Annotated in this window: 18 protein-coding genes; 11 read left to right on the forward strand and 7 right to left on the reverse strand. The window is 75.0% G+C overall.

All coding sequences use genetic code 11. The features are described 5' to 3' along the window. The first annotated feature begins 18 nt into the window (after window positions 1-18). From ACFWP2_RS18765 to ACFWP2_RS18780, 4 genes are all read left to right on the forward strand, one after another. Window positions 19-795 (forward strand): universal stress protein, encoded by a 777-nt coding sequence (locus ACFWP2_RS18765; protein ID WP_380452595.1) that lies wholly within the window; start codon window positions 19-21, stop codon window positions 793-795. 176 nt (window positions 796-971) lie between these two features. After that, on the forward strand, window positions 972-2,210 hold the full coding sequence (locus ACFWP2_RS18770) for a M48 family metalloprotease (RefSeq protein ID WP_380452597.1): 1,239 nt from the start codon (window positions 972-974) through the stop codon (window positions 2,208-2,210). Window positions 2,211-2,240: 30 nt separating this feature from the next. Beyond that, window positions 2,241-2,663: a MarR family winged helix-turn-helix transcriptional regulator gene (locus ACFWP2_RS18775; RefSeq protein WP_049651037.1), complete on the forward strand. Its 423-nt coding sequence runs from the start codon at window positions 2,241-2,243 to the stop codon at window positions 2,661-2,663. Between the two features lie 246 nt (window positions 2,664-2,909). Continuing rightward, the gene (locus tag ACFWP2_RS18780) at window positions 2,910-4,061 is read left to right on the forward strand and encodes a PP2C family protein-serine/threonine phosphatase (protein WP_380452738.1); all 1,152 of its coding nucleotides are present in this window, start codon (window positions 2,910-2,912) and stop codon (window positions 4,059-4,061) included. Window positions 4,062-4,194: 133 nt separating this feature from the next. Here the strand turns inward: ACFWP2_RS18780 and ACFWP2_RS18785 are convergent, their stop codons facing one another. Together ACFWP2_RS18785 and ACFWP2_RS18790 are read right to left on the reverse strand one after the other, a co-directional pair. Beyond that, on the reverse strand, window positions 4,195-5,586 hold the full coding sequence (locus ACFWP2_RS18785) for an ABC transporter substrate-binding protein (protein WP_380452600.1): 1,392 nt from the start codon (window positions 5,584-5,586) through the stop codon (window positions 4,195-4,197). A 106-nt stretch (window positions 5,587-5,692) separates the two neighbouring features. Continuing rightward, complete coding sequence (locus tag ACFWP2_RS18790) at window positions 5,693-6,361, reverse strand: hypothetical protein (RefSeq protein ID WP_380452602.1); 669 nt, start codon at window positions 6,359-6,361, stop codon at window positions 5,693-5,695. 39 nt (window positions 6,362-6,400) lie between these two features. On the opposite strand from ACFWP2_RS18790, the gene ACFWP2_RS18795 reads away from it, so the two are divergent. From ACFWP2_RS18795 to ACFWP2_RS18810, 4 genes are all read left to right on the forward strand, one after another. Continuing rightward, window positions 6,401-7,099, forward strand: coding sequence for a hypothetical protein (locus ACFWP2_RS18795; protein ID WP_380452604.1), 699 nt, complete (start codon window positions 6,401-6,403; stop codon window positions 7,097-7,099). A 6-nt stretch (window positions 7,100-7,105) separates the two neighbouring features. Then, window positions 7,106-9,247: an ABC transporter permease gene (locus ACFWP2_RS18800; protein ID WP_380452606.1), complete on the forward strand. Its 2,142-nt coding sequence runs from the start codon at window positions 7,106-7,108 to the stop codon at window positions 9,245-9,247. A 468-nt stretch (window positions 9,248-9,715) separates the two neighbouring features. Further along, window positions 9,716-10,453, forward strand: coding sequence for an ABC transporter ATP-binding protein (locus ACFWP2_RS18805; RefSeq protein WP_380452608.1), 738 nt, complete (start codon window positions 9,716-9,718; stop codon window positions 10,451-10,453). Between the two features lie 31 nt (window positions 10,454-10,484). Next, window positions 10,485-11,156 (forward strand): ABC transporter ATP-binding protein, encoded by a 672-nt coding sequence (locus ACFWP2_RS18810; RefSeq protein WP_380452610.1) that lies wholly within the window; start codon window positions 10,485-10,487, stop codon window positions 11,154-11,156. Between the two features lie 330 nt (window positions 11,157-11,486). Here ACFWP2_RS18810 and ACFWP2_RS18815 read toward each other — a convergent pair whose 3' ends face one another. The 5 genes from ACFWP2_RS18815 to ACFWP2_RS18835 form a co-directional block, all read right to left on the reverse strand. Beyond that, window positions 11,487-11,915, reverse strand: coding sequence for a hypothetical protein (locus tag ACFWP2_RS18815; RefSeq protein ID WP_380452612.1), 429 nt, complete (start codon window positions 11,913-11,915; stop codon window positions 11,487-11,489). A gap of 109 nt (window positions 11,916-12,024) precedes the next feature. After that, complete coding sequence (locus ACFWP2_RS18820) at window positions 12,025-12,798, reverse strand: GNAT family N-acetyltransferase (RefSeq protein ID WP_380452614.1); 774 nt, start codon at window positions 12,796-12,798, stop codon at window positions 12,025-12,027. Window positions 12,799-13,474: 676 nt separating this feature from the next. Beyond that, on the reverse strand, window positions 13,475-14,263 hold the full coding sequence (locus tag ACFWP2_RS18825; RefSeq protein WP_380452617.1) for an SDR family NAD(P)-dependent oxidoreductase: 789 nt from the start codon (window positions 14,261-14,263) through the stop codon (window positions 13,475-13,477). 323 nt (window positions 14,264-14,586) lie between these two features. Further along, on the reverse strand, window positions 14,587-15,318 hold the full coding sequence (locus tag ACFWP2_RS18830) for an MIP family channel protein (RefSeq protein WP_380452619.1): 732 nt from the start codon (window positions 15,316-15,318) through the stop codon (window positions 14,587-14,589). Window positions 15,319-15,546: 228 nt separating this feature from the next. Further along, window positions 15,547-16,479: an NADP-dependent oxidoreductase gene (locus ACFWP2_RS18835; RefSeq protein WP_380452621.1), complete on the reverse strand. Its 933-nt coding sequence runs from the start codon at window positions 16,477-16,479 to the stop codon at window positions 15,547-15,549. Between the two features lie 149 nt (window positions 16,480-16,628). Here ACFWP2_RS18835 and ACFWP2_RS18840 point away from each other — a divergent pair, with 149 nt between their 5' ends. The 3 genes from ACFWP2_RS18840 to ACFWP2_RS18850 are packed head-to-tail and all read left to right on the forward strand — an operon-like array spanning window position 16,629 to window position 21,576. Next, window positions 16,629-18,107, forward strand: a complete 1,479-nt coding sequence (locus tag ACFWP2_RS18840; protein ID WP_380452623.1) for a LuxR C-terminal-related transcriptional regulator — start codon at window positions 16,629-16,631, stop codon at window positions 18,105-18,107. A gap of 23 nt (window positions 18,108-18,130) precedes the next feature. Beyond that, window positions 18,131-18,586 (forward strand): protein phosphatase, encoded by a 456-nt coding sequence (locus tag ACFWP2_RS18845; RefSeq protein ID WP_380452625.1) that lies wholly within the window; start codon window positions 18,131-18,133, stop codon window positions 18,584-18,586. Window positions 18,587-18,591: 5 nt separating this feature from the next. Beyond that, complete coding sequence (locus tag ACFWP2_RS18850) at window positions 18,592-21,576, forward strand: NACHT domain-containing protein (RefSeq protein ID WP_380452627.1); 2,985 nt, start codon at window positions 18,592-18,594, stop codon at window positions 21,574-21,576. The last annotated feature ends 3 nt before the right edge of the window (window positions 21,577-21,579 follow it).

Here is a 21,579-nt window from a genome sequence, read left to right on the forward strand (position 1 = left end):
GCCGGGAGGTGTGACGTGATGGACAGCAACCAGCTCTCTTCCGTGGGCGGCAGTCGACCCTCCCCCGCCCGGGAGCGCCGGATCGTGGTCGGGATCGACGGCTCCGGGCCGTCGAAGGCAGCGCTGCGCTGGGCGGTCGACCAGGCCGTGCTGACCGGTGCGACGGTGCACGCGGTGGCGGCCTGGGAGTACCCCTCGCTGTACGGGTGGTTCGCGCCGATGGTGGACGACGGCTTCGAGCGGACCGCCCGCCGCACGCTGACCGCCGAGATCAACGAGATCCTCGGCCCGGACCGCCCGGTGGAGGTCCAGGAGAGCCTGGTGCTCGGCCACGCCGCCGAGGTGCTGCTGGAGGCGGCCGAGGGGGCCGACCTGCTGGTGCTGGGCAGCCGGGGCCGGGGCACCTTCGCCCGGACGCTGCTCGGCTCGGTGTCCACCCGCTGCGCGGTGCACGGCGCCTGCCCGGTGGTGATCGTCCGCGCCGACGGAACGGCGGCCGCCCCGTCGGCAGCCGTGGCCGAAGGCGCCGACCAGCAGGCCGCCGACGCCGTGCGCACCAAGGACTGGCAACTCAGCCTGCACGTGGTCGAGGACGAGGACACCACCCGGGTGCACGCCGTGCTGGACGCCGACGGCAACGTGCTGCACAGTGACGCCCGCGCCCGCCGCAACCCGCGCGACGCCCCGGCCCCTGCCGTCGGTGACGAGTTCGCGGTCGGCCGCGCCCTGGTGGACCTCGGCCACCAGCTGCTGCGCGCCGGCGTCCACGGCGCCACCGGGCCCACCGAGGAGTGAGCCCCACCCACGGGCGGGCACCGGTCCGCAGCGTGAGCCCCTGGCCGTGGCGTGGGCACCGGCCGGTCGGGTGCGCCATGCTGGATCACCGCTGAACCCCGCCGAACCGCACTGAACCCCGCTGAACCGCGTACCGACCCCGCCCCGCGACCCGACCGGGAGAGCCGCACCTCGCCATGGACGCCACGCCTGCCCCCGACACCCCGGCCCCCCGGTCTCCGGACGTCACTCCCGACTTCACCCCCTTCACCCCTGCCGAGCGCGCCCGGGGCCGCGCGCTGCGCCGCGCCCAGCTGCCGTGGGCACTGGGCGGGCGGCTGGCGGGCCTGGCCCTGACCCTGCTGCTCGGACTCACCCCGATCGGCGCCGCTCTGGTGACCGCCGTCGGCGGCTGGTTCGGCGGCTCCCGGACGGCCGGGGTGCTGGCCGGGGCGGCGGCCCTGGTGCTGCTCGGCCAGGCGCTGCAACTGCCGTTCGGCGCCGGGGCGCGGACCGTCCGGGCCCGGTACGGGCTGGTGACCCAGGGGTGGGCCGGCTGGGCGCTGGACGCCGTACGCGGCCTCGCGCTGACCCTCACCCTCGTCCTCCCGATCGCGCTCGGCCTGTTCGTGCTGACCGCCTGGTCGCCGCAGTACTGGTGGCTGCCGGCGGCGGGCGCGGCGGCGCTGCTGACGGCCGCGCTCTCCTTCCTCCATCCGCTGCTGATCGAGCCGGTCTTCAACCGCTTCTCCCCGATGCCTCCGGGGGAGCTGCGCTCCGCACTGCTCGCGCTGGCCGATCGGGACGGCGTCCGGGTACGGGACGTCCTGGTCGCGGACGCCTCCCGCCGCACCACCGCGCTCAACGCGTACGTCTCCGGGTTCGGGGCGACGCGCCGGATCGTCGCGTACGACACGCTGCTGACCACCGCCGAACCGCGCGAGGTGGAGCTGGTGGTCGCGCACGAGCTGGGCCACGTCAAGCACCGGGACGTGCCGGTCGGCACCGCGCTGGGCGCGGTCGGCGCGGCCGTCGCGGTGGCCGTCCTCGGCCTGCTCGCGGCCTGGCGGCCGCTGCTGGACGCCGCCGGGGCGACGGACCCGGCGGACCCCCGGGCGCTGCCGCTGCTGGCGGCGCTCGCGGCGCTGCTGGGCGCGCTGTCGGGGCCGCCGCAGTGCGCGGTGAGCCGCCGGATCGAGGCCAGGGCGGACCGGCACGCGCTCGAACTGACCGGGGACGTCGAGCAGTTCGTGGCCATGCAGCGCAGACTGGCGGTGGCGAACGTCTCCGATGTCGACCCGCCGAGGGTGCTTGAGCTACTGTTCGCCACTCACCCGAGTGCGACCAGGCGGATCGCCGCCGCCCGCGCCTGGCAGGCCGCGCCGGAGCAGCGGGGACCGGAGCGACGCGCAACCCCGGGCGAATCCGTTGTATAGTGCAACAAAATTCGAGGAGATAGGAACGCCGTGCCCGGCCGCCAGTCGTCCATCGAGACCATCCAGCGCGAGCTGACCGCCTTCGCCCGCCGCGCCCGGCACAAGGCCTCCCAGCTGCACCCCGACCTCTCCCTGGTCACCTACAGCATCCTCGACCTGATCACCGAGCGCGGCGGCTGCCGGGCCGCCGACGTGGCCGCGTACTTCATGCTCGACAAGTCCACCGTCAGCCGCCAGGTCACCGCCCTGGAGAAGCTCGGCCTGCTGGCCCGCGAGACCGACCCGGACGACCAGCGCGGCCAGATCCTGCGCGCCACCGAGGCCGGCCTCACCCTGCTGCGGGACGCCAACGAGCAGCGGCGGCTCTCGTTCACCGCGCGCTTCACCGACTGGTCCGACGAGGACGTCGCCCGCTTCGCCGACTACCTGGCCCGCTACGGCCAGGAGGGCTGACCGGGTCGACCGACGGCGGGGGCAGCCGGAGAGCCGGCCACAGGGCCCGTCGGAGAGCCGACCGGAGAGTCGGCCGCAGAACCGGCCAGAGAACCGGCCGCAGAGTCGGCCACAGAACCGGTCGAGCCCTTCCGGGTGCGCCCCGCCGCCTCCACGGTGTACAGAGGAGGAGTGCCCCTCCGGCAGCGCCCCGATGCGCCGCGCCCGCCGACCGCGCCGCATCCCCCCGACCGCCGCCGCACCTGGCTGCCCGACCGCCGGGTGCTGACGGCGCTCACCCTCGCGCTGATCGTGCTGATCGCCGTGGTCGACGTCCTCTCCCCGCCGGAGATCCACCTCGGCCCGCTGTTGATCGTCGCCCCCGCCCTCACCGCCTCCTTCGCCGGCCCCCGGGCCACGGCCGGGGTCGCCGCACTCGCGTTCGCCGCGCTGACCGTCATCGGCGCCGTCCGCGACAGCCTGACCAGCGCGAACATCGAGACCCAGCTGAGCGCGCAGCTGATCGTCTCGGTGCTGATCGTCGGCCTGCGGGTGCTGCGCGAGCGGCACGAGCGCGAGCTGGCCCGGGTGCGCTCGGTGTCCGAGGCCGCCCAGCGGGTACTGCTGCGCCCGCTGCCGGAGCGGATCGGACCACTGCACCTGGCCTCCGTCTACCTGGCCGCCGAGGCCGAGGCGCAGGTCGGCGGCGACCTGTACGCGGCCGCCCGCACCGCCACCGGCACCCGGCTGCTGGTCGGCGACGTACGCGGCAAGGGCCTGTCCTCGCTCGGCGACGCGGCGCTGCTGCTCGGCGCCTTCCGGGCCGCCGCCCACCTGCACGCCGAACTGCCCGACCTGGCCGCCTACCTGGACGGCAGCGTCAGCTGGGACCTCGCCCAGCTCGCCGAACAGTCCCGCCGGGACCGGCGTGACCGCCAGCTCCGACAGGCGCTGTCCGCGCTGCCCCTCCCCTCGCCCGAGGAACCCCCCGAGGAGAGCGGCGAGGCCGGCGAATCCTTCATCACCGCCGTCCTGCTCGACATCCCCGACGACGGCTCCCCGGTCCGCCTGATCGACTGCGGCCACCCGCCCCCGCTGCTGCTGCGCCCCGGCGGCATCACCACCCTCGCCGCCCGCCACCCCTCCCCGCCGCTGGGCCTCGGCGAGCTCGCGCCGGTGCGGTACGAGACGGAGACCTTCCCGTTCCGACCCGGCGACCGGCTGCTGATCTACACCGACGGCGTGATCGAGGCCCGCGACGCCCAGCGGCGCTTCTACCCGCTCACCGAACGCGTCACCGCCTGGCGGGCCGAGCGCCCCACCACCCTGCTCCAGCACCTGCGCCGCGACCTGCTCGCGCACGTCGGCGGCAGGCTGGACGACGACGCGGCCATGGTCGTGGTCGAGCGGCTGCCGTGAGGAGGGCGGGCGACGGACAACGGGCACCGGACAGCCGACAAGTAACAGATGACAGATTTCAGATGACAGATTTCGAACTCTGTTATCTGAAATCTGTTACCGGTCAGCTGTCGGCTGTCGCCCGGACCCTGCGCTACGGCTTGTACGGCAGTTGCGGTACGTCGAAGCAGGTCGTGGTCATCGACGACACCTGGGTGACCCAGCCACCCTGCCCGCCCTGGGCCGAGTCCTGCCAGCGGGCGGCGTTCAGGCAGGCCCGGGTCGGTCCGGTCGGCGGCGGCTGCGGGACGAAGGAGGCGGGCAGGATCAGGCCGTGCGCGTCGTACGGCTCGGCGCGGTTCATGAACGCCTCGACGCAGGAGCGGGTCGGCGCGGCGCCGCAGGAGTCCAGCGCGTCGGTCAGCCACTGTGCGCCCGCCCAGCCCTCCAGCTCCCAGGCGGACATCCGCGCGGCCCGGTCCGGGTAGTAACGGGCCATCGCCGTCCGGAAGTCGTGCACCGCCGGGTACTGCTCGTCCTCGTAGTTCAGGCTCGACGAGGTCGCCCACAGCGCGTTGCGGCAGTTCGGCGAGGAGGCGTAGTCGGTACGCACCGTCTCCGACCAGTTCTGCACGTTGGTGACCTTCGCCGCCACCGTCACCCCGGCCTCGTCCAGCGCCCTGCACAGCGCCGCGTTGCCCCGGGAGTCCATCGCGTCGAACAGCAGCTGCGAGCCGTCGGCGCGCACCGCCGCGGCCACCGCCTGGAAGTTCGGCAGCGCGAAGTCCACCGTCTGGAGCAGCACCCGGTATCCCTCGGCCTCCAGCCCGGCCTTCAGCTGTCCGGCGTAACGGGTCGAGTCGGCCTGGTTGTAGGCGACCACGGCGGCGCTGGTCGCGCTCAGTCGCTGTTTGAAGAACCGGAACACCTCGGTGCTCTGGTAGAGCGTCCCGTTCCAGCCGACCGACCGCCCGTCGCGCGGGGCCGCGCTGCCGTAGATCCCGTACAGGTGCGGCCACCGGTCGTACTCCGTGCCGATCGGCTGGCCGCCGATGTCCGGCACCGCCTTGCCGCTCACGTACGGGGCGCCCGCGTAGTCGAGGACGCTGCCGCTGACGAAGGCGAAGACGTGTGCCTGGTCGATCAGCCGGTGCACGCAGTCCTGGTTGCCGACCCCGCTGCCGCCGTCGTCGCAGGTCACCAGCCGGACGGTGCGCCCGTGCAGGCCGCCGCGGTCGTTGAGGGCCTGAAAGAAGGCCTGGGCGCCGTAGCGCGGGCCGCTGAACACCTCGCTGCCGACCGGGCTGGTGACCGAGGTGACGACGCCGATCCTGATCTCGGTTGCGGTGACCCCGGTGTCGGAGGCGGGGTTGCCGTTCCCGGTCGTACCGGCCGCACTGGTCGCACCGGCGGCAGGGGAGGCGAGAGTGGGGCGGACCGTGAAGGCCTCGCCGGGCAGCCGGGTGCCGCAGCCGGGGAGCAGCGCGGCGAGGGACAGCAGGAGGACGGTGGAGCGGACGGTGAGGGCGCCGAGGGAAGGGTTCAAACGGCTCGAACGGTTCGAACGGGCCGACGGCTGGACACGGCCGGGCCGGCGACGCGGGAGCGCGTCACCGGCCCGGCAGCGCGGCGGGGCGGTCGGCCGCATCCGGTCAGCTGCAGCCGGGGATCGGGGTGGCGGTGGCGCCACCGGCCTGGGTGAGCAGACCGCACAGGGTCGAGCGGGACACCTTCCAGGTGCCGTTGTCGAGGACGGACTGGCCGGTCGCGCTCGGCTCCACCACGTTGCCCTGGAGCGAGAGCGCGTAGGTGACGGTCGCGTCGCTCGCGTCGGTGAACGTGACGTCGTCGACCTTCGCCTGCACCTGGCCGACCCGCGGGTCCTGGGCGAAGCCCTCGAGCACCGGGAGCAGCTCCTCGCCGCCCTGGAGCAGCTTGGCCTTGTCGGCGATCGGGGTGTTGGGGTCGAAGAACTTCTCCCAGTTGGTGGTGATCTCCGCCTTGGCGGCGGCCGGGTCGGCGGGGGCCGTACCGGTGGCGGTGGCAGTGGCGGTGACCGTCGCGGGGGCGGATTCGGTGGCGGTTGCCGTGGCGGTGGCGCCCGTCGCCGCCGGGGACGTGGCCGCGGAGCCGGACTTGCCGTTGCTGCCGCACGCGGCCGCCGTACCCGCGAGCAGCAGGGCGAGCAGCACGCTCGCCGCCCGCCGGGCCCGTCCGCCGTCCTCGGGGGTGCCGCTTCGCGTCACGTGCATGGTGGTCTTCCCTCTCGACTGCGCCGCCCGGGCCCCGCTCTCGGTGTCCCGGATGCTGTTCCAGGCCATTCCTGGAAACGTCTCAAGTGACACCATGAAGGCGGATCCATGGACGAATCGCAATCAGACGGAGAAATCACCCGTAACGCCCTGGAGGGTTCGCCCGTCCGGCGCGCCGGCCGGGCGCTGCGGGACGTCCGGGACGGGCTCCGTCGGGACGGGCTCCGTCGGTCCCGGCCGCTCCGGACCGGCCGGGAGTGGGCGGGCTGGCTGCTCGCCGCGGCCGGCGCCGTGTTGTGCGTGCTCGGCTGGTACGGGACCTCCGGTGAGCGCTTCGTCGAGCAGCAGGTCCCCTACCTGGCCTCGTCCACCATCCCCGGCGCGGCGCTGATCGTGTCCGGGACCCTCCTGGTCGCGCTGCGGCCGCCGTCGTCCCCGCCGGAGCGCGCGGACCTGACCGACCGACGGGTGGAGCGGCTGTACGACCTGCTGGTCGAACCGGACGCCGGGCCCGCTCCGCCGGACGCGGCCCACCCGCCCGGACAAGCCGGCGAGACCGGCATCGCGGATGACGCGGATGGCTCCGGTGACGCCGGTGACGCCGGTGACGCCGGGTGGCTGGCCGTCCCCGAGGGCACCCGCTACCACCGGCCGGACTGCTCACTGGTCACCGGCAAGGAGCGGGCCGCACCGGTGGACGCGAACGCCGTCCGGGCCCGGGGGCTGACGCCCTGCCCGCTCTGCTCACCTTCCGCCGCCGGACCGGGCCCCACCCGGCCGGGCGGATCCTCCCCGGCGAGCGGCTGACCGCCCATGAGCTCCTCGCCCCTCGGTGCCATCAGCGCCCTCACGTCCTCCCCCGGCTGGTTCGCGTCCCCCGGCTCGTTCGCGTCCCCCGGCTCGTTCGACCTCACCGTCGACCTCGCGCTCGCCGGGCTCACCGTCGGCGCCGCCGCCGCGCTCAGCGGTATCGGCCTGGTCGTCTGCTACCGCGCCACCGGCGTGCTCAACATCGCCCAGGGCGCCCAGGCCATGGCCATCGCCTACCTGCTGCGCGACCTCGTCGTGGTGCGGCACTGGCCGGTGTGGCCCGCCGTCGCCTGCTGCCTGCTGGTCGTGGCCCCCGCGCTCGGGGTGCTGCTCGACCTCCTGGTCTACCGCCCGCTGCAACGGCGTGGAGCCGGCCCGGCCGAGACCATGGTCGCCGGGATCGGCGTGTTCGTGCTGCTCATCGGCCTGGCCGTCCTGCTGTGGGGCTCGGCGCCACTGGCCGGCGCGCCCTCCCCGCTCGGCGGCGCCCCGATCCGGCTGCCCGGCGGGCACAGCCTGCGGCCGGACACCGTCGCCCAGCTCGCCGCCATCCTCGTGCTCGGCGTCGCCGTCCTCGCCGCCACCCGGTGGACCGGCTTCGGTCTCCGGCTGCGCGCCGTCGTCGACGACCGCCGCCTCGCCGCCCTCACCGGGGTCGACGCCGACCGGGTCTCCGCCGCCGGCTGGGCCTTCGGCACCTTCACCGCCGGGCTGGTCGGCGTCGCCCTCGCGCCGTACCTGCTGCTCGACCCGTACGGTCTGCCGCTGCTGGTGATGGAGACCATGGCCGTCGCGGTCGCCGCCCGGCTGCGCAGCATCCCGGTCGCGGTCGCCACCGGGCTCGCGCTCGGCATCGCCCAGGCCGAGCTCACCCGGCTGCGGCCGTCCGGGCAACTGCTGCCGCTGGTCCAGGCCGTGCAGTCCAACCTGTTCGTGATCGCGCTGCTCGCCACCGCCCTGCTCGCCGGGCCGGGCATCACCGGGGAACGGACCGGGTCCGGGGTCGGGGTAAGGGCCGGGGCCACGCCGGCCACCCGCCGTACGGGGCACGCGGGCGGAGGACGCGGCGCAGGCGGAGCCGGAGGCCGGGGCAGTGGCCGAGCCGGAGCCAGGGCGGGAGCGGGAACGGGAGTCGGAACGGGAGCAGGAGCAGGAGAAGGCGGCGGACGACTGGCGGGCGCCGTCTGCCTGGTACTGCTCCTGCTGCCGCTCGGCTTCCGGGGCAACGACCTGCGCGACGCCCTGCTCGTACCCGCGCTCGCGCTCGTCCTGCTGTCCATCGTCGTGGTCACCGGCTACGGCGGGCAGATCTCGCTCGGCCAGGCCGGCTACGCGGGCCTCGGCGCGCTCGGCACCGCACTGCTGATGTCCGGCCGGATCCCCGGCCTCCCGCCACTGCCCGCCGTACCGGCGCTGCTGCTCGCCGTCCTCGCCACCGCCCCGCTCGGCCTGCTCACCGGCTGGCCCGCGATCCGCCGACGCGGACTCGCCCTCGCGCTGGTCACCTTCGCGGTGGGGACGGCGATGAGCCGGTTCGTCTTCGAGCAGCCGTACGCCACCACCGGGCTCGTGCTCGACCGCCCCGCCTTCCTCGCCGGGGACCGCGTCTTCTACCTCGCCGAACTCCTTCTCCTCGGCCTCGGCCTGCTCACCGTCCGCGCCCTGCACCGGGGCCGCCTCGGCCGGGCACTGACCGCCATGCGGGACCACGAACCGGGCGCCGTCGCGTCCGGTGTGGACGTCCCCGGTCTCAAGCTCCTCGCCTTCGTCGCGGGAGCGGCGCTGGCGGCCCTCGGCGGCGGGCTGATGGGCCTCGCCGGACGCGCCTTCGACCCCACCGCCTTCGACCCGGTGCGCGGCCTCCTCTGGTTCGCCGCCGTGGTGGTCGCCGGCGCCGACAACGCCCTCACCGCCGTCCTCGCCGCCGCCCTCCTCATCGGCCTCGACGCGGGCACCGTCGCCGGAGTCTCCGCCGTCGCCGTCGGCTTCCTCGCCGCCACCATCGGCCGCCTGCCCGGCGGCCTCACCGCCCTCCCCCTCCCCCGCCGCCGCCCACCCCCGACGTCCCCTCTCCCGCCGTCCCGCCTCACCCCGACGGGCCGCCGTCTACGGGAGACCCTCATCGCACGGTACGGACAGCGATGACCGCCAAGCCCCCTGTCGCGGCGAGGACCATCGAGCCGCCACGGCCACGGACCGGGCACATCGCCTTGCCCACGGAAGCGGCGGGAGGAAGTGCGGCCGGCCGGGCTCCCGCACAGCACCCCGAGACGGCACGAGCCGCCCCACCCTCACGGCCACGGACAACGGCCGTCCGCGGATCGCCGGAGCGGGCCACGGCCAGACCGGGCAAGGTGTGCTGTGCCGTGGCCGGCCAGCGACACCCACCGGCCGGTGGTGGCCCCCGTGCGCTGCAACAGCAGTGCCACGGCCGCGAGATGCAGCGGGTGGTGCCGCGGACGGGCCGACCGCGAGAACGCCGGGCCGAACGAGCGCGACAGCAGGCCGCCACGTACCGCACGAGGGACAGCCATGCGCGAGGCGAACCTGACGACACGACCGGCACGGACCACGACACGCGCCCGGCGACACCCCCACACACGAGGACCGACCGTGACCACAACCCCTCCCCCCGCCCGGCTCACCGCACGGGGAATCGTGCGCCGGTACGGGGGCATCGAGGCGGTGGGCGGGGTGGACCTGGTGGCGCGGGCGGGGCGGATCACCGCGTTGATCGGACCCAACGGGGCGGGGAAGAGCACCCTGTTCGACTGTCTGGCCGGGACGGTGCGGCTCGACGGCGGGCGGGTGCTGCTCGGGGGCCGGGACGTCACCGGGTTGCCCGCGCACCGGCGGGTGCGGCTGGGGCTGGGGCGGACCTTCCAGCAGATCGCCGTCTTTCCGACCCTCTCGGTGGCCGACAACGTCCGGGTGGGCGCCGAGCAGTACGCCCGACGGGTGGACGCCCGGACGGCCGCCGAGCAGACGGCCCGCGCGCTGCGGCTGTTCGGCTTGCAGGAGCTGGCCGCCGAGCCGGCCGGTGGGCAGCCCACAGGGGTGCTGCGGCTGGTGGAGCTGGCGCGGGCACTGGCGGGCGGGCCCCGGGTGCTTCTGCTGGACGAACCGGCGGCGGGCCTCGATGCCGCGCAGACGGCCCGACTGGTGTCCGTGCTGCGCGGACTCGCCGAGCGCGGCATGGCGCTGCTGCTGGTCGAGCACGACGCCGAGCTGGTCGCCGAACTCGCCGACGCCGTCTACGCCATGGCGCAGGGCCGGGTGGTCACCGCCGGACCGGCCGCGGCCGTTCTCGCCGATCCCCGGGTCACGGCGGCCTGGGGAGCCGCCACGTGAGGCCGAACCGCCGTACCCCGGAGGTGGGTTGATGCCCGTCGAAGCCTCCCTCCGGGCCGCCCGGGTCCGCTACGGCCCGCTGGAGGCGCTGCACGGCGTCGACCTGGACTTCCCCTCCGCCGCCGTCACGGTCCTGCTCGGCCGCAACGGGGCCGGGCGGACCAGCGCGCTGCACGCCCTGGCCGGGGTGGTGCCGTTGGCGGGCGGGCGGGCGCTCTGGCGGGGCCGGGACATCGGCGGGCTGTCGGTGCACCAGCGGGTGCGGCGGGGCCTGGCCCTGGTCCCGGCCGAGCGCGGGGTGTTCGGTTCGCTGACCGTGGCCGAGAACCTGACCCTGGGCGGGCCCGGCCGCGCCGAGGTGCTGGAGCTGTTCCCCGAGCTGATCTCCCTGCTGGACCGCCGGGCCGGATTCCTGTCCGGCGGTCAGCAGCAACTCGTCGCCGTCGGGCGGGCCTTGGCTTCGCGGCCTGCACTGCTGCTGCTGGACGAGCCCGAGCGCGGGCTGGCCCCCGCCGTCGCCGCGCGGCTGCACGCTCACCTGTTGGCGGGCGCCACCGACGGCCGTACCGTCGTGCTCGCCGCGCGGTCGCTGCCGCGCACCCTGGCCGGGGCGGCGGTGGTGCACGTGCTGCACCGGGGCGAGGTGGTGTTCTCCGGCGAGCCCGGGGAGACCGTCCCCGGACGGTTGACGATCCCCCCATGACGGGCGGCCCCCAGTCAGACAGAAAACAAGGCCGCAAGCGAGGCCGAGGCCGAGGAGGGCCGCGGGGACGACGGCCGTCGCTCCGAGGACGCGCGGGTGGCAGAGGTCGAACATGCCGAGGCTCCTTCCCCGGGGACCCGGACGGCCCCCGCTCGTGGTGCCTCAACGATGACCCCGGCCGCCCCTCCCGCACATGTACCGAACGGCACAACCTGAACAGCTACGCCCCGCGCGCCCCCTGCCGATCGGCAGGGGGCGCAAAGCGACTGAGCAGCGAAGCGACTGAGCGACAGCGGCGGACGGCCATCGGCACCGGCCGCCCGGGGGCCTTCAGGACCGGGCACGGCCGGACCGCGCCGCCCCCAGCCCGAGGGCCAGCCACGGGGTCGCCGAGGAGATCACCGCCAGCGGCCAGCCGGCGGACGGGGACGGCAGGGCCAACCCGACGTACGCCGCGAGTCCCGCGCCGACCAGCAGGACGGCGGCCGCCGGCAGGTGCACGGCCGGTCGGAACCGCCGCGACGCGTGCACACCGCGACGTCCGTCGGCCAGCACCACCGGGACGAAGACCAGGCCGGCGAAGGCGAGGGCCAGGATCCACGGCAGCGCGAGACCGTCGACCGTGGCGTATGCGTGCGGCTGGGCCCCCAAGGCCGGGGCACCGGGCGCGTACTCGACCGTCGTCTCCCTGCCGACGCGAGCCGGGCCTGCCGTCTCGACCTCCAGGGTGAGGGTTCGCGGGCCGTCCGCGAAGGGCACCGAGACGTCCGCCCCGACACGCCCGCCCCGACACGCCCGCTCCGACACGCCCGCCCCGACACGCCGGCGCCGGCAGGGCCTCTCGGCCTGGCCCGCTCCTCGGCGGGGCCTACGGCTGGTGGACGTACGGAGTCGTCGTGCTCACCCAGGCGAAGCCGAGCCGCTGGAGGATGGGCCGGCTCTGGTCGCTCGCGTCGACCTGGAGGTACTCGTAACCGAGTTCGGCCGCGAGGCGGGCCCGGTGGGCGACGAGGGCGCGGTAGATGCCCCGGCCGCGCCAGTCCGGTGCGGTGCCGCCGCCCCAGAGGCCGGCGAACCCGGTGCCCGGGATCAGCTCCATCCGGGCACCGCTGACCGGGCGGTCGCCGGCCATCGCGACGACCATGCTGACCGTCTCGGCGCCGTGCCGCAGGTGGTCGAGCATCCGCGCGCGCAGGCCGGGGTGCTCGGAGCCGAAGGCCTGTTCGTGGGCCTCCATCAGCAGGTCCACCCCGGCCGGGTCGGTCACCGGGAGCAGCCGGACGCCCTCGGGCAGGGCGTCGTCGGTGGGCAGGTCCGCGATCCTGGCGAGCATCAGCGCCTCGTCCGGCTCCGGGGTGAAGCCGGCCGCCAGCAGCCTGGCGCCGAGGTCCGCGGGACGGTCGTGGGAGTACGCCTTCCACTCGAACTCCAGCCCCAGTCCGGCGAAGTGGCGCACCTGCGCGGCGATCGCCGCGTCCGCCCCGGCCTCGTCCAGGCCCGACCAGACCACACCGTTCCAGCTGTGCTCCGGGCCCACCTGTCGAACCACGGCACCGTCGCGTTCGACGCGGCAGCCGGGGTCGGGCGGTGCGGTGCGCCGGAGCCGGTCGTCGAACAGGGCGAGCACCTCGTCATGGTTCATCCGCTCACTCCAGCACGGCCCGGGACCGAACGCCATCGGGTTTCCGCGCCCCCGACCACGAACCGGCCGGACCGGATCCCCGCGCGCGGCGCCTCCGTGCCCGTGGTGGCACCCAACAGGCCTCGGGGCTCGGAGAGTTCGCGCATCCTCCGGGCGCCCCAGCGCGCTCACCGGCCAGGCCGGCGCGCAGCTCGGCGCGGGCCGAGCCGGGGCGGTCGGTGCGTTGGCCGGATCGCGGATCGCCGATTGCAGCAGCAGCCGGGCGGCGCGCGGGCGCTCGTTGCCACCGGGCGGCGCGCGGGCGCTCGTTGTCGGCGGGCCGGTCCGGCAGGCCCGGGAGCAGGCCGCGCGGGTGAGCACGGGCGAGGCGGCCCCGGCGTGCTTCGGTCCGGTCCGCCCGGCAGGACCTGCGCCGCGGCCGGGCGGACCGGACCGGAGTCCGTCAGCCGCTGCGGGCGCCCCAACCAGCGTGTCCGGGGCGGTTGATCACCGATCGCCCGTAGAGTGCCGTCACGAGGGTGTCCAGCGCTTCGGTCGTCACAACCCGCTGCTGGACACCCTTCCCGCATGACCGGAGCGGGATCCGCGAACCCGGCCGGCTTCGGAACCACTCGTCCAGGCGCGGCGCGGACGGGGTGTCGATGCCGGTCGAGCCGCTCGCCGACGCCCCGCGGCCCTACTGCGCCATGTACCCGCCGTCCACCGGCAGCACGACCCCCGTGACGAAGGACGCGTCGTCGGAGGCGAGGAAGAGGACGGCCGCCGCGACCTCGGCCGGGGCGCCGAGCCGTCCCATCGGGTGCCGCTTCTCGATCGCCTCGAGGTATTCGGGGCCGCCGGGCTCGTCGTAGAGCCGGGCGACGCGCGCGGTGGTGATGGTGCCGGGGGCGACGGCGTTGACCCGGATGCCGCGGTCGGCCCATTCGACGGCGAGGTGCTTGGTGAGGCCGGAGGCGACGAACTTGGCGGGCCCGTACACCGCTTGGCCGCGCTGGCCGGCCTCGCCGGAGATGGAGGACAGGCAGACGATCGAGCCGCCGGGCCGGTCCTGCGCCGTCATCGCCTCGATCGCGTACTTGCAGGTGAGGAACATGCCGCGACCGTCCACCGCCATCACGTGGTCCCAGTCCTCGACGGTGGCCTCGGTGATCTCCATCAGCGGGATGATCCCGGCGTTGGCCACCAGGACGTCCAGTCGCCCGTGCCGCTCGACGGCGGCCGCCACCATCCGGTGGGCGTCCTCGTCCCTGGCCACGTCTCCGACCACCGCGCTGACGGCGCCCGGGAATTGCTCGACCAGCCGGTCCAGCCCGGCCGCGTCCACATCGGTGGCGACCACCGACGCGCCCTCCCGGACGAAGCGTTCGGCGACGGACCGCCCGATGCCGTTGGCCGCGCCCGTCACCACACAGGAGCGGCCGGCCAGCCGCCCGCCCGCCGGACTCCCCGCGTTCTCAGTCACCATGGCGGGACTCTACCCAGCCGGCGGGCGGGGGCCGGGACTCTTCGGCCAGTGCGCCGGATCCGGGCGGTCGGTGACGCAAAAGCGGTCCGAAGGGGACGCGAAGCGACGCGGAAGGGACCGGAAGCGGCACGGAAGGCATCCGAAGCGGCGCGGAGCAGAACCCAACCGGCGCGGAGCAGACCTCAACCGGCGCGGAGGGAAGCCGAGGCGCCCCGAGCAGGCGGGCCCGGGCCGCGACACCACCAAGGACGACGACGGCAACGACGACGGCGGCCGGGACCGTCGGTACGGCCCCGGCCGCCGCGCCGGATCGACTGCGGGGACTACGCCCGCGCGTCGGTGGCCAGGGCCTGCGCCACCGGGAGGTTGGGCTGCGGGTGGGTCAGCAGGTGCACGCCCGCCGCCAGCGCGCCGCCGACCAGCGGGGCGAGCAGGAACAGCCACAGCTGCGACAGCGCGTCGCCGCCCGCGAACAGCGCCGGGCCGAGGCTGCGCGCCGGGTTGACCGAGGTGCCGGTCAGCGGGATGCCGACCAGGTGGACGACCACCAGCGCGACGCCGATCGGCAGCCCGTCGAAGCCGACCGCGGCCAGCCGGTGGGTGACCGCCAGCACGACGTACACCAGCAGGAAGGTGAGGACGACCTCGGTCAGGAACGCGCCGCCGGCGTTGATGTGCATCTGGGAGCGCTCGCCCCAGCCGTTGGTGCCGAGCTTGCCGTGGGTCTCCAGCCCCGGTATCTGCTTCGCCAGCAGCAGGACGAGCGCCGCGCCCGCGATGCCGCCGAGCACCTGCGCCACCCAGTACGACACCGCCGTGCGGCCGTCGATCCGGCGGGCCAGCAGGAAGCCGAGCGTCACCGCCGGGTTGACGTGGCAGCCGGAGATCGGGCCGAGCGCGTACGCCAGCGCGAGCAGCACGAAGCCGAACGCGAACGCGATGCCCACCGGACCGATCGCCTCCCCCGCGAGCACCGCCGCGCCCACCGCCAGCAGCACCAGCAGCAGGGTCCCGAGGAACTCGCCGATCACCGCCCGCCTGTCCGTTCCACCCATGCGCCTGGTCCTCCTGACCGTCAGGGCAGGCGGTCCGGTGCCGCCCACGCCCGGCCAACCCTGGTCGACCGTTCGAGGGACCGCATGTCGGCCGAACGGCCTACCACCGTGTTCACGGCGCGTCCGCCTGCCGAATTACTCCGAACGGATGAAACCGTACGAAAATGGCAAGCCCAATGCAAAACGGAGGCAAAACGGGCAGACGCGGACAGGACGGGCTTCCCACGCCTATCGGACCGTCAGCACGATCTTGCCGCGCAGGTGTCCGGCCTCACTGACCCTCTGCGCCTCGGCGGCCTCCGCCAGCGGGAACACCCGGTGCAGCGGCAGCCGCAGGGTGCCGGCCTCGTGCAGGGCGAGCGCGGCCGCGTAGGCGCGCCGGTGGTACGGCTCCACGCCCTCGACACCGCCGTTGAAGCGCACGCCGTGCTCCTGCGCTCCCGCGAAGTCGGCGATCGTCAGCACCCGGTCCGCGCTGCCCGTCAGCTCGATCGACAGCGGCAGCACCCCGCCCCGCCCGGCCGCGTCCAGCGCCCGGTCCACCCCTCCCGGGGCGGCGGCCCGCACCCGCTCGGCCAGGCCCTCGCCGTACGTCACCGGGATCGCGCCGAGTTCCCGCAGGTAGTCATGGTTCGCCTCGCTCGCGGTGCCGACCACGCTGATCCCGCGTGCCCGGGCGAACTGGAGCAGCAGGGTCCCCACCCCGCCGGCGGCGCCGTGCACCAGCAGCGTCTCGCCCGACCGGGCACCGAGGAGGTCCAGGGCCCGCTCGGAGGTCTCGGCCGCCGTCGGGAGCGCGGCGGCCTCCTCCCAGCCCAGCCCGGCGGGCTTGTGGGCCAGCGCCGCCGCGTCCACCAGCGCGTGTTCCGCGTAGGCGCCGCCCATCATGCTGCCGAACACCTCGTCGCCGGGCGCGAAGCCGCTCACCCCGGCGCCGACGGCCTCGACCACGCCGGACACCTCGACACCCGGCACATAGGGGAAGACGACCGGGATGAGCCCCGCCAGCTCACCGGTGCGCAGCCTGCGGTCCACCGGGTTGACGCCGGCGGCGCGAACCGCGACCCGCACCTGGCCGGGCCCGGGTGCGGGCAGCTCGATGTCGGTCAGGCGCAGCACGTCCGTGCCGCCGAACTCGGAGAAGGTGATCGCCTTGGTCATGGAAGGTCCTTCGGTTCCAGTGGAGCTGGTCGCTCCCGACGCCTTCCATCCTGTGCCGGGGACGGCGGCGGCCCGGCTGGCCCTTCGGACGGTTCGACCTGTCCGAACGGCCAGGCCGCGGCGGCGGCACCCGAACTAGGCTGGACCGCATGGACCGCACGGACGGCAGGGGCGAGATGACCGGCAAGGACGGCGCAGCGGACGCCGCGGGCGCGGACGGCACAGCGGACGCCGCCGGATCGGACGGCGCAGCGGACGCTGGCGGATCGGACGGCCCAGCGGACGCCGCCGGAACGGACGAGGCCTGGCGGCAGCACTGGGGCCGCCCCGAGGACGCGCTGGCGCGGGCCGTCGAGGTGCTGCGCGCCCCCCGGCCGGACCTCCTGCCCCGCCTGTCCGAGGTGCTCGACACCCTCGTCCCGCACACGGCGCTCGCGCAGCTCAGCGGCGTGTGCACCTTCAACCCCGCGCACAGCCACGGCTCGCCCGAGCTCACCGCGGCCCTCAGCACCCGGGACCTGTCCCGGCTGGCCGAACGCGCGGCCGCGACCACCCCGGCCGGCCGCCCCTGGCAGGGCGAGGCCGAACTCGCCGGACGGTCCCGCCCGGTGGTGGTCGTCGCCACCACCCCGGGCGACGACGGCGGCGCCGTCCTGGTCCTCGTCCGGGCGGGCACCGAGCCGGTGGCACCCGGGGCACTCGCCGTCCTGCAACAGCTGTGGGACCTGGTGATCGCCCACTCCGACCACCGCGCCACCGACGCCGCCCCCACCCAGACAGCCGCCTCCCGCGCCTCCGCCAACGCCCGCGCCCGCGCCATCGCCGAGTTCACCGGCACCCACAGCGCCGCGCTCACCGCGATCCTGGCGCCGCTGCGCTCGGCCGACCTGGACGACGCCGCGGCCCGCCGCAGCGCCACCGAGCTGGCCGTCACCGCCCTGCTCGACCTGCGCCAGGGCGCCGAACTCGACCGCGCGCTCAGCGAACAACCCGCCGACGCCGCCTTCGCCCGGCTGGTGCGCGAGCTGCGCCCGCTGCTGCGGCACACCAGGGTCCACCTCGACGTGGCGCCCCCGGCGCAGGCCGACCGCTCCGTGCCGGCGGACGCCGCGCACACCGCCCGCGACGCCGTCCGGGTGGCCGTGCTGCTGATGCTGGACCGGGAGAAGCCGACCCGGCTGCACGTGAGCTGGCAGCTCACGGCGGACGGCCTGCTGCGCGCCGTCGTGCGCGGCGACGGCCTCGGCACCCTCCCCGCCGACGCCCTCACCGTCCACCGCACCGCCGACCGCATCACCGCCCTCGGCGGACACCACGGCGTCGAGGCCGTCCCCGGCTGGGGCACCACGGTGACCGTCGACCTCCCGCTCGCCCTGCCCGAACCCGCCCACGTCACCGACCCGTTGGACGGCCTCCAGCCGCGCGAGCGGGAGGTCCTCGACCAGCTCGCGCGCGGCCGCCGCAACCGGGACATCGCGGCGGCGCTGCACATCAGCGAGTCGACGGTGAAGTTCCACGTCGCCAACATCCTCGCCAAACTCGACGTATCCTCGCGCGGCGAGGCCGCCGCCCTCGCCCACCGCGCCGGCCACCCGCGCGGGCCGGTGGGGCTGCACGCGGCGTCCTGAGCAACCTCCTGAAAGAAGATCCCGTGAACGCCCCCACCGCCTGGGACCCGACCGCCCCCACCACCTGGGACCCGACCGCCCCCGGCATCCTGCGGCTGCCCTCCGGCCGCCTGCTGCGCGGCCGCGGCCTCAGCCGCCCGCTGCCGCCCGGCCCCCGACCGGACTTCGGCCTCTACCTGTTGGGCCGCCCGCCGCACGTCGCCTGGCCGATCCGCTGGGTGCGCTGGCCCGACTTCCGCCTCCCCGCCGACCGCGCGGACGCCGCCGACGCCTTCCACGAGGCGTGGGAGCGCTCCGCCACCGAACGCGTCGAACTCGCCTGCGCCGGCGGGCGAGGACGTACCGGCACCGCACTCGCGTGCATCGCCGTCCTGGACGGCGTCCCGGCCGCGGAGGCGGTGGCGTACGTGCGCGAGCACTACAGCCGGCATGCCGTCGAAACGCCTTGGCAGCGCAAGTTCGTGGAGCGGCTAGCCTAGGACGGGTGGGTAGCGATCCTGAGGTGGCCCCGGTGGCCCCGGTGGCCCCGGTGGCCCCGCCGGCCTCGGTGGCCTCGGTGGCCAACGAGGTCAGCGGCACGGTCAACGGCGACCTGATCCAGGCCGGAACGGTCAATCTGGCCAAGGCCGTTGAGCGCGAGGTCACCCCCGAGTCCATGGCCGCCGCCCGCGCCGCGTACGCCCGGCGGGTCCGGGAGACGTACGGGCGGCTCGACCTGGAGGTGCTCACGCCGCTCTCCGAGCAGGGCGAGCACCCGGTGGTCGAGCTGCGGGAGGTGTTCGTGACCCCGCGGGTGCGGGAGGATCCGCCGCCGGTGGAGTTGCCGCGTGAACTGGTCCAACGACTGCTCACCAGCGGAGAGTTGAACGATGAGGCACTGCCGGCCGAGCTCGGCCGGTCCGCCCTCGAGCGGCTGCGCACCGAGTACCTGAACCGGCCGACCGAGGACGTGCTCTCCGTTCTCGCCGGGCCGCGCGGCGAACGGGTGGTCCTGCTCGGCGACCCCGGCTCGGGGAAGTCCACGCTGGCCCGCTACCTCGCCCTCACCCTCACCCAGGGCACCGACGGTCCGCTCGCCCCGCTGGACGGCCTGATGCCGCTCGTGGTCGAGCTGCGCCAGTACGCCGAGGGCCAGTGGCGCGAGCGGACGTTCGAGGACTTCCTCGACCACCGCCACGCCGTCGCCGGGATGTCCCTCCCCGGCCCGGAGCTGCGCCGACTCCTCTCCCGGGGCGAGGCCGTGGTGGTCTTCGACGGCCTGGACGAACTCTTCGACCCGGGCGTGCGCGCCGCCGCGGCCGAACGCATCGCCGCCTTCGCGGCCCGTTACGACCGGGCCCGGGTGGTCGTGACCTCGCGCGTCATCGGCTACCAGCGCGGCCCGCTCGGCGGCGCCGGGTTCACCCACGTCATGCTCCAGGACCTCGACCCGAACCGGATCGCCGCCTTCGCCCGCCGCTGGTACGCCATCGCCTGCCCGACCGATCCCGACCTCGCCGCGCACCTGGTCGAGCGCATCACCAGTGCGGTCGAGGCCTCCCGTCCCATTCGCGAACTCGCGGGCAATCCCCTGTTGTTGACGATCCTCGCCATCATCGGCCGCCGCCAGGCCCTGCCCCGCGACCGGCAGGGCGTCTACGAGCACGCGGTGCGGGTCCTGGTCGCCCACTGGGACCGCGACACCAAACACCTGAGCATCCCCCTGAAGCCCGGCGCCGCCGAGGCCCTCGACCTGCTGGACGACCGCGAACGCCTGGAACTGCTCCGCCTGCTCGCCCGCCGCATGCAGGAGGGAACGGGCGGCATCGCCGGGAACCACATCCACGCGGAGGAGCTGGAGGAGGTGTTCCGCGGCTACTTCACCCAGTTCGGCCTCCCGCCCCACCAGTGCCTCGCCGCCGCCCGCACGCTGCGGGACCAACTGCGGGAGCGCAACTTCATCCTGGCCAGGTACGGCTGCGAGGTGTACGGCTTCGTGCACCGGGCCTTCCTGGAGTACCTCGCGGCGGCTGACATCGTGCACCGCTACACGGTGGGACGGGAGTGGTCGCCGGAGGAGCTGATCGAGGAGGTCTTCGAGCGGAGGACGGACGACCCGGCGTGGCACGAGGTGCTGCTGCTGGTGGTCAACCAGCTGAGTGAGCCGGACGCGGGAAGGGTGGTCGACCGGCTGCTGGAACGGGGGGACGACCCCTCGCTGGTCCTGGCCTTCCGGTCCCTGGCCGAGGTTCGGAAGATCGGACTGCTGAAGGCGCAGAGCGACCGGGCCGTCGACCGCCTCATCGGTGCTTTCGTCACGCACTTCGACTACGCGGTCCTCCACAGCAATCTGCTGATGACCTCGCTCTCCGCGCTGTGTTCCGTGCCCGGTTGGACCGGTCGCGATCGTTACCTCCGGTGGTTCCACCTCCGGGGGCAGTTCCTCGCCGGAGCCGGGACGGCCACCGTCGCGGCCATGACCCTCCACACCACCTTCCGGAGCACACTGGCCCTCGCCACCTTCGGGTTCCCGGCCATCAGGGAGTTCGCCGTGACCGGCCTTGCGCAACGCTGGAGCGCCCACCCGGAGATCGTGGACGCCCTGTGCGACCTCGCCGTCCGCCCCGGCCACGACCGGGCGAGTGCCGCCGCGCAGGCCGAACTGGAGGAGCGGTGGCCCGGTCATCCGCGGTTTTCCCGCCCGGTCGCCCACCCCGACGACGACCGGGTGGCGGAGGTCGCCCAGGCGCTCAACGCGTTGTTGGCGCGTCTGTCGGCCGACCCCGATGACCACACGCCGATGCTGAAGGCCGTCGCGGATGATTCGGTGATCCTCCGGGCCACCGCCCTCCAGCGACTCGCGCGGGTGTGGCCGCAGCACCCCGAGGTCTTCGCCACCTTGCTCGACCGTGCCGTCGATGACGCGGACAGCCGCATCCGGTACGCGGCGGTCCACGAGCTGGCGACCCGGTGGGCCGGGGACCCGACCGTCCTGGCACTGCTGCGCGAGCGTGCCGATCGCGATCCCGATGACGTCGTTCGCGGCCGGGCCCTGTCGGCTCTCGCCGCGCAGGATCCGGACGACCCCGGCGTGGTCTCGTCCCTCACCCGCGCGGCCGTCGACGCGGAGTCCGGACGGGCGAGGGAACTGGCCCTGGAGGTGCTCTCCGACAAGCGGGGCTCTCAGGACGAGACCGCGCTCCTGCTCCTGGACCGCATCGAGCGGGATCCCGACCACGCGGTTCGCGGCACGGCGCTCAGCTGCTACGCGGCACTCGCCCCCGGATCCGCGAAGGACGTCATCCTGTGCCGGGCGGCCGACGACCCGAGTCCGGATGTGCGAGGCCGGGCATTGACCATGCTCGCCTGGCAATGGCCCGGCAGCCCGGAGACCGAGGAGATCCTCCGGAGTGCCCTTGCCGATCCCGAGGTCCGCGAGGCAGCCGAAGCCGGGCTCGGGGCCGTCGCGCATCTCACCGCTGAAGCCTGAGCT

It is taken from the genome of Kitasatospora sp. NPDC058444, assembly GCF_042721415.1.
In the GTDB taxonomy this organism is placed as follows: Bacteria; Actinomycetota; Actinomycetes; order Streptomycetales; family Streptomycetaceae; genus Kitasatospora.